The organism is Arcanobacterium canis, from assembly GCF_029625435.1.
In the GTDB taxonomy this organism is placed as follows: domain Bacteria; phylum Actinomycetota; class Actinomycetes; order Actinomycetales; family Actinomycetaceae; genus Arcanobacterium; species Arcanobacterium canis.
In genome coordinates this window covers 527,053-535,691 of sequence record NZ_CP121208.1, presented here as the reverse complement: position 1 = coordinate 535,691, position 8,639 = coordinate 527,053, and the positions used below count along the sequence as shown (strand labels likewise).

Annotated in this window: 5 protein-coding genes; all 5 read right to left on the bottom strand. The window is 54.6% G+C overall.

The genetic code is table 11. The features are described from left to right. Positions 1-3 precede the first annotated feature (3 nt). Entirely contained in the window at positions 4-1,587 is a 1,584-nt protein-coding gene (locus P7079_RS02410) for an acyl-CoA carboxylase subunit beta (RefSeq protein ID WP_376986857.1), read from the bottom strand. 2 nt (positions 1,588-1,589) lie between these two features. Then, entirely contained in the window at positions 1,590-3,326 is a 1,737-nt protein-coding gene (locus P7079_RS02405) for an acetyl/propionyl/methylcrotonyl-CoA carboxylase subunit alpha (RefSeq protein WP_278013246.1), read from the bottom strand. Continuing rightward, positions 3,323-4,171: a biotin--[acetyl-CoA-carboxylase] ligase gene (locus P7079_RS02400; protein WP_278013245.1), complete on the bottom strand. Its 849-nt coding sequence runs from the start codon at positions 4,169-4,171 to the stop codon at positions 3,323-3,325. The genes P7079_RS02405 and P7079_RS02400 overlap by 4 nt, the downstream gene beginning before the upstream one ends. Positions 4,172-4,689: 518 nt before the next feature. Continuing rightward, positions 4,690-6,333 (bottom strand): glucose-6-phosphate isomerase, encoded by a 1,644-nt coding sequence (pgi, locus tag P7079_RS02395; protein WP_278013244.1) that lies wholly within the window; start codon positions 6,331-6,333, stop codon positions 4,690-4,692. Between the two features lie 122 nt (positions 6,334-6,455). Continuing rightward, a complete protein-coding gene (locus tag P7079_RS02390; protein WP_278013243.1) occupies positions 6,456-8,570 on the bottom strand; it encodes an alpha-amylase family glycosyl hydrolase in 2,115 nt (704 codons plus the stop codon). Positions 8,571-8,639 lie beyond the last annotated feature (69 nt).

Sequence of the window (8,639 nt, the reverse complement as noted above, 5' to 3'; positions counted from 1 at the left end):
TCATCACATCGGCATGTTGCCATGCTTGCGTTCATGAGCGGGGGCCGTTTTCTTTGTGGCAAGAGCTGCCAGAGAGGCCACGATGGTGGCGCGAGTTTGGTCAGGGTCGATGATTGCGTCAATTTCTCCGCGTGCCACCGACAACAGGGGGTTAACGTTCTTTTCCGTGTACTGAGCCATCAGGGAGGCTCGCACCTGAGCTTCATTGCCGTTTTCGCGCGCGGCGGCAAGCTCCCGTCGGTGAAGAATCGACACAGCACCGTCAGCTCCAAGCACAGCGATTTCGGCACTCGGCCACGCATAGACCATGTCGCCGCCGAGAGATTTGGAGCCCATCACGATCTCTGCGCCGCCATAGGCTTTGCGTAGGACGACGGTGACGAGCGGAACCGTCGCTGAGGCGTAAGACCAGATGAGTTTCGCACCACGTCGAATGATCCCGGCCTGCTCTTGCTCGGTTCCTGGTCGATATCCTGGCACGTCAACGAGTGTCACCACGGGAATATTGAACGCATCGCAAAACTGGACGAAACGGGCTGCTTTTTCTGAGGCATCAACATCGAGTGTGCCAGCATCAACCATGGGTTGGTTGGCAACGATGCCGACAGCTTGTCCTTCAAACGCTCCAAAGCCAGTCAAAATCGAACGAGCAAACCCTTCGTGAACCTGCAAAAACTCGCCATAATCGGCCAGCTGAGCAATCACTTCACTCATATCGTATGGCTGCTTCGACGACGCCGGCACAAGATCGGCGACTTCAGCGGAGACATCCTCCGAAACATAGTCGTAACGCGGAGCCGGTTGACCCGAATGCGACGGAAGGTAGGACAACAGAGCGCGTGTAAAATCGATCGCGTCAGCTTCGTCGTCGGCAAGGTAATGAGCCACGCCGGAGCGGTGATTGTGAACCTCAGCGCCGCCAAGATCGGCAAAACTGACTTCCTCGCCCGTAGTAGCGCGCACGACATCAGGACCGGTAACGAACATATGCGAATTCGCCTTCGTCATGACAATGAAATCCGTCAGAGCTGGCGAGTAGACCGCTCCCCCAGCGCAAGGACCGAGAATCAGCGAAATCTGTGGGATCACTCCAGATGCTTCAACTGAGAGTTTGAAAATCCTCCCGTACTGTCCTAGCGCTACCACGCCATCTTGAATACGTGCGCCACCTGAATCAAGCATCCCAATCACAGGGATACGCAGCGAAAGCGCCGATTTCATAATGGCAATAATTTTGTCGCCTTCGGCTTCACCGAGCGTCCCTCCATGCACGGAAAAGTCTTGCGCATACACGGCTACCTGGCGTCCGTTGATCCGAGCAAGACCAGTGATAACCGCTGCCCCTGAAAAGCCTTCGGCAACATTGCCGCCCATGAATTGACCGGTCTCGACAAATGATCCCGAATCAACCAACGCCGCAATGCGCTCGCGAGCAGTGCCTTTGCCTTTGGGGTGCTGGCGAGCCACGGCCTTCTCTTCTGCCGCATCAACAAGTACTTGAAGTTGGGCCACGAATTTTGCGCGGTCAGCAACGCGGTCAGAGGTATCGATGGAAATTTTTTCATTCAAAAATGGCTGGGTACTCATACTTATCCAATCTTGACCAGGATCTCGCCAGCGGACACTGTTTGGCCATCGGAGACCGTCACGGATTCGACCACACCGTTGTGAGGGGCGCGCACGTAACTTTCCATTTTCATGGATTCGAGGACAACAAGCAGGTCTCCTTCGGTAACCTCGTCGCCTTCGTTGACGAGAACGCGCACAACGATTGCCTGCATTGGCGACGCCACCTGACCGTTCGTCGTCTCTCCCAGGACGGCACGACGCGCAGGTGACGAGGAACGACGCCGACGCGGTTGGGACGGCGACTGTGCGCGAGCAGCACCCCCGAACATCGCTTGCGGCAGAGTAAGAGTGACGCGTTTACCGTCGATTTCGATTGTGAAGGTTTCACGGCGCTCGGTGGGCGTCTCAGGCATGATGTCTTCCGGCGCCGATGGGTGCGATTCCATCCACCGAGGCAGGAATGTTGACTCGAACCACCGAGTAGAGAAGTTGTTCGAGACGAACGCATCATCGTTGAGAAGATCGCGATAGAGCTGGACACCGTTTGCCACACCATCGAGGACCAATTCAGCAAGTGCGCGCTTCGAACGTGCAATCGCTGCCTCGCGTGTGGGGCCAGTAACGATCAGTTTGGCGAGCATCGGGTCAAAATCGGCTGTGACGACGTCACCCTCACAGACACCCGACTCAATACGAACGCCGTGGCCGAGTGGCCACACCAGGTGACGGATCTTGCCGTAGGCAGGTCGCATCCCAAGAGACGGGTTTTCAGCGTTAATGCGGAACTCAATCGAGTGCGCACGAGCTGGCCCGACGTCGGCGCTCGGTTGACCTTGAGCGATGAGGATTTGCTGTTCAACGAGATCGACGCCAGTGACTTCTTCGGACACTGTGTGTTCCACCTGAAGGCGCGGATTGACTTCCATGAAATACACATGTCCATCTTCCACGAGGAATTCACATGTACCCACGCCGCGGTAATCGACCGATTCGAAAAGTGCGCGCGAAGCTCGCTCAAGCTCAGCGACAACATCCTCAGATAGCCCCGGAGCTGGTGCTTCCTCAATCAGTTTCTGGTTACGGCGTTGCACCGAGCAATCACGAGTGGAGACGACGGAAAATTTTCCGTCTGAATCACGCATCGACTGAGTCTCAATGTGGTGTGCTCGCTCAAGGAATTTCTCAATGAAAAACGCGTCAAGATTGTGTCCGTTGACAGTGAAGAACATCTCCACATCGTCCACTGAACGAATGATACTAATACCGTGCCCGCCGCCACCGTCGGCTTTCTTGATGACGACGGGGAAACCGTAATCGGAGATGAAATTCTCGACCTCTTCACGGGAACGGATCGAATGGGAGATCCCTGGGACAGGCGACACATTGGCACGCTGTGCGATTTGGCGGGCCGAGATCTTATCGCCAAGAGCTGCTAAGACTTGTGAGGAAGGACCAATCCAGATGATGCCCGCTTCCTCAACCGCAGCTGCAAACGCCGCCACCTCTGAAAGGAAGCCGTACCCCGGATGAACGGCGTCGGCGCCTACTCGCGTGGCCAACTCGACAAGCTTCGTAATATTCATGTACGTCTCGGCCGTCGAGGTGCCCCCGAGAGCGAAGGCTTCGTCGGCCATGCGAACAAAACGAGCCTCACGATCAGAGTCGGAATAGCCCACTGCAACCGTGTGACCGAGATCGTGGGCGGTACGGATCACACGTTCTGCGATTTCGGACCTATTCGCCACAAAAATTTTCATTTCTGTTCCCAATCTTCAGCCGCGAACATCGAAACGTCCGCGGGAGTAATTGCTACTGGTCCGGAGGGAGTATCGAGTTGAAGTGAGCCGTCAATCCTGATGGTGCGAGCGTAGCCAGAGATTTCTTCGCCACCGGCAAGATTCACCGTTAGGGCATGACCGATGTCTGCACTGTGGTCAACGAGTTCAGCGCGCAATAATTCGTTTCGCACTTCCCCACCGCCAATCCATACCGGCAACATCGTCTGCAATCGAGCAAGAATGTCAGCCAAGATACGATCAGCGCTTCCTGTCGCCTGGGGGCCGAAAGCCAGACGCATCGACGTGGCGAGCGGAGGAACGTCCCCAATCCCCTGGTCAACGTTGATACCAATACCGATTGCGCAAGTGATCACACCGTCACGCACACCAAGAAGCTCACCCAAGATGCCACCAATTTTGAAATGGCGGTGTGCATCCCTGCAGGCTTCACGGTTGATGACGATATCGTTTGGCCACTTGATCTGTGCGATCGCACTTGCGCCTCCTGCAGTTTGCACTGCACTGCGTGCAGCGAGCGCAACCATGAGGGTGAGCCAGCCAATCTCTGCGCGGTTTGCAGCAGTATCGGGAATGGTCAGCACGAGTGTGGAAAGTACCCCGCTATCAGGGCGGTCTTCCCACACACGCCCAACACGTCCGCGACCTGCAGTTTGATGCCCAGCAGACAGCACTGTAAAGGACGGGATGTTGTCATCTTCGTACCACGCGCGTGCATCATCTTGGGTGGAGCCGGTCAGAGGCGTATACAACTGCGCGAGCGCCTGTTGGGACGTCAACGAGTTGTGGACACGCTCGTATGCCATTGTGGCTCCTTCCTCTCAAATTGCGTCTCGATTTGAGCTGGTGACGATCACCAAACACAAATCGGAGCGCACTCCGGATTCTTCCACTTTAACACCAACTTACCCAACCGTAAGTTAGAAGACTAGTTTTCGCGAAAGCTCACCAATTCAAGGAGTGCGCTCCGCTTCCATCTTCCGTGATGCCCGCATGAGCACTTTTCCCTCTGCCACAATGGAATGTCATACTCACCCGAAAGAGACGAATACTCCACTCGCGATCCATCTGACGATCTTCGCAATGAGACGCTTGCCTACTCCCTCATCGACGAAGTCCCCCGAAAATCCTCCTGGGCTCCCTGTGCCTCTCAAGCGACAAAGTCCTGGGTCACTGTCGCTCTTATCAACTCCATAAAACGGTGGGTGGGTTGCGCGAAAAACTTCACGCAACCCACCCACCGATGAATACACAGCCTGTTCATTAGCATGTCGCCTCACGCAATATCTGCGCATTCTCGCACATCGGCGTCATGCAACATGATTCAGCGGCGATGCATACGGTAGTACTCGATCAGTCCACGCGTAGAGAGATCTTGAGCCTTGATGGCTTCTTCATCACCAGCTACTGCGCCAGCGAGTTGCTTGGCCATCGCCTTGCCGAGTTCAACGCCCCACTGGTCGAATGAATCGATTCCCCACACAACACCTTCCACAAAAGTGATGTGTTCATACAGGGCAATGAGCTGGCCGAGCACTGACGGCGTGAGCGCAGGAGCCATGATTGAAGCCGACGGCTTGTTACCCGGGAACACACGAGCCGAAACGATTTCTTCAGCTGTACCTTCAGCGCGAACTTCTTCGGCGGTCTTGCCAAATGCAAGAGCCTTCGTCTGAGCGAAGAAGTTACCCAAGAACAGCTCATGTTGATCACTCTCGCCGTCCTTCAGTGCGAAGGTTGGATTAGCGAAAGCAATGAAATCAGCTGGGATAAGCTGTGTACCTTGATGAATAAGCTGGTAGAAAGCGTGCTGACCGTTGGTGCCCGGCTCGCCCCAGAAAACCTCGCCCGTAGTCGTGGTTACTTCGCTACCATCAGCCTTAACACGCTTACCGTTCGATTCCATCGTCAGCTGTTGAAGATATGCAGGGAAACGATGCATGTACTGTGAGTACGGAAGGACAGCGTGGGTGGGCGCACCCATGAAGTTGGTGTAGAAAACGTTAAGCAGGCCCATGAGCAGCGGGACATTACGACGAGCCGGAGCCTTTGCGAAGTGAACATCCATCATGTGGAAACCAGCAAGGAAATTACGGAAGTTCTCCGGCCCGATTGCAACCGCAAGGGAGGTTCCCACCGCAGAATCGACCGAATAGCGACCGCCGACCCAATCCCAGAAGCCGAACGCGTTGTCCGGATCGATGCCGAACTCAGCAACTTTCTCCAAGTTCGTTGACACAGCGACGAAGTGCTTTGCAACCGCACCGTCAGCGTCGATGCCGCGAGCCTTGAGACTCTCAAGCAACCAGGTACGAGCCTGACGGGCATTGGTCAGCGTTTCCAACGTGGTGAAGGTCTTCGACGCCACGATAAACAGCGTTGTTTGCGGATCCAGATCCGACACCGTCTCACCGATATCTGTTGGATCGATGTTGGAAACAAAACGCACTTCCACACCAGGCTTGACATATGGGCGCAGCGCCTCGTAAGCCATCACTGGGCCGAGATCAGATCCGCCAATGCCAATATTGACAACAGTTTTGATTGGCTTACCTGTGATACCGACCCACTCACCGGAGCGAACCTTCTTCGCGAACGCATCGATGCGATCAAGAACCTCATGGACATCTGCGACAACATCGCGGCCACCGACTATCAGCGAGTCTTCACGGGGGCGACGAAGTGCAGTATGAAGAACCGAACGCCCTTCCGTCACGTTGATCACGTCACCGCGATACATCGCCTCACGCTTGCCATCAACATCGACTTCTTCAGCGAGCTGAAGAAGAGCATCAACGATCTCATCGGTGAGGTAGCTCTTAGTCAGATCCACATATAAATCGCCAGCAGTGAAGACAAGCTTTTCGCCGCGCTGCGGATCGTTTGCGAACCACTCACGGAAGTTCACATTGAGGCCATCGCGGAGCTGCCCAAGGCGGCTCCATGCTTGGGTTGCGGTAACGTCCAACTTTTTCTCCTTTGTGTCAGTTCCGGCCAAATTTTAGCGCATGTGAGGTTACTGTGAACGGGCCGAACGTCCGCGAGCGCGAACGACCAACCCGCACTTGAGCCTCATTTCCTCTGACTTGCCTACTGCTGATCCGGGCCACCGAGAATATGGATCACCGATGTCCCGTCCGTTCCATTCGTCGCCCGATACTCGACCACCAAATTCTCTTTTTCGTCACTGATATCGTGAATCACGGTTGCTCCTGGCGTGTAAGCGGATCCGAGCGAATGCCATTGATCTGTGCCGACAGCGCGCCACGCAAATGACACCGGTGCCACCCCGCCTTTGAGCGTTGCCTTCAGCGTCACCGTCTTTCCGTCGTCGGCAGTCGTCAATACCGGCGCACCAGTGGCGACGGGGACTTTAGCTTGAGCTTTGTACACAACTGCTCCCTTTTCGGGAACTTTCACGTCTGCGCCTTTGTCAGAGGCATTCACCGACGCGGGCGCGTCACCGAGCGCCCATACCCGACTAAACTCACCACTGGTCAAAGTCGGAACGGTCACCGAGGTCGCCTCAGCATTGTTAACAATAACGAGGTATTCGATCCCCTCACGTGGATCAAGCCGCGAAAATGCGTACACACCTGCGTCGTCGAGCTGTTCGAACTGAGCCCCGTCGGAAAGAGCAGGATTCTCGCGCCGCAGCTGGCCCAACGTTGAGATCAGCTTGTACTGCGCAGTGCCAGTGGACATGTGGGCGCCAGCGCCGAAGTCGGATCCGTCAAGTAACTTTTGAGAGCGATAACCCTCCACCTGCGTTGCAAAGAGAGGCTGGCGGGCAACTTTGTCTTTCCCTGCGCCGACGAAGCCCTGCTCATCTCCGTAATAGACCACCGGCTGGCCACGCGTTAAGAACATCAGCGTATAGGCAAGATTAAAGGCCTTCGGATCCTGCCCCACCATCTGGGCAGCTCGGCCCATATCGTGATTTCCCAAGAAAGTCGGCAAGTCGCCCGCTGAAGAATGCGCAGTAGTGTAGAGCGCGTCATCCTGAAAAAGGCTCGATAGGCGCGACGCCGGCCCTCCCTTTGCCCACGACGTCACGGCAGCTTGGAAAGCAAAGTCGAGGACAGAATTCATTGCGGTTTTGCGCGGATACGCGGCAAGAGTTGCTGGCTGAGTTTCATAAACCTCACCGAAAGAAAAGAATTTCTCGCCGCCGACTTTTGCGATTTTTTCCGTGAATTCTTTCCAGAATTCGAAATTCACGTGCTTGACCGTGTCAATACGGAATCCATCGATTCCGAGTTTCATCCACTCGGTATAAATATCAACCATTCCTTGAACGACTTTGGGATTCTCTGTCATCAAATCATCAAGCCCACCGAAATCACCCATCGTTGACGATTCTCCCTCAAACGTCGAATTTCCACGATTGTGATACAAGGTCACATCGTTGAGCCAATCGGGGATTTTCTTTTCCTTGGCCTGTGGTGTGTAAGGGAAGGAGTGGTTCGGATCGAGGCGAGGGAAGGTTTTGCCTGCAAGTTTCGGCACATCAATCACGTTGCCATTGGCATCTTTATAAGGAGACACCTGAAGCGGGACGTAGGTAGTGTCCTTTTCCTTATAGGAAATAATGTCGGCGGTGTGATTGGTGATGATATCGAAGTAAACCTTCATGCCCTTCGAATGCGCAGTGTCAATGAAATGTTTCATCTCCTGCTTTGTCCCATAGTGAGGATCAATGGAGGTAAAGTCCTGGATCCAATAGCCATGGTAAGAAGCCGTATTACCTTGAACTGGCTTATTTTTAAACGGAGGAGTGATCCAGATCGCCGTGGTCCCAAGCCCCTTAATATAGTCCAGGTTTTTCTCAAGTCCTGCGATATCACCACCAAGGTAGTATCCCATGTCGGTTGGATCAAAGCCCGTCTGATTTTTATCGCCTGAAACACCCCCGCGATCGTTGGACGGGTCTGCGTTAGCGAATCGATCAGTCATGACGAAGTAAAACTGCTCATTTCCTGCCGGAGATTGATACGGTGCAGTGGCTCTCGGGGCACCGTGGCCAATATCCGGGGTAACGAGTTGGCCATCTTTGACTTCGATGTGAGCGGGTGCTGCCAGATGAACGAGGTAGCTCACACCGTCGATCATAATTGTTTGATCTCCCGCTGAAAGTTTCGTTCCGCCAGAACATGCCGCGAGCACACAGGTGACAGCGGCGACGACGGCGAGGGACTTCTTCATTATTCCTCCTTGAATATACTGCTCCTATTATGACTGAGAACACGCCGTGGAGCATCTGCGTCGCGTATT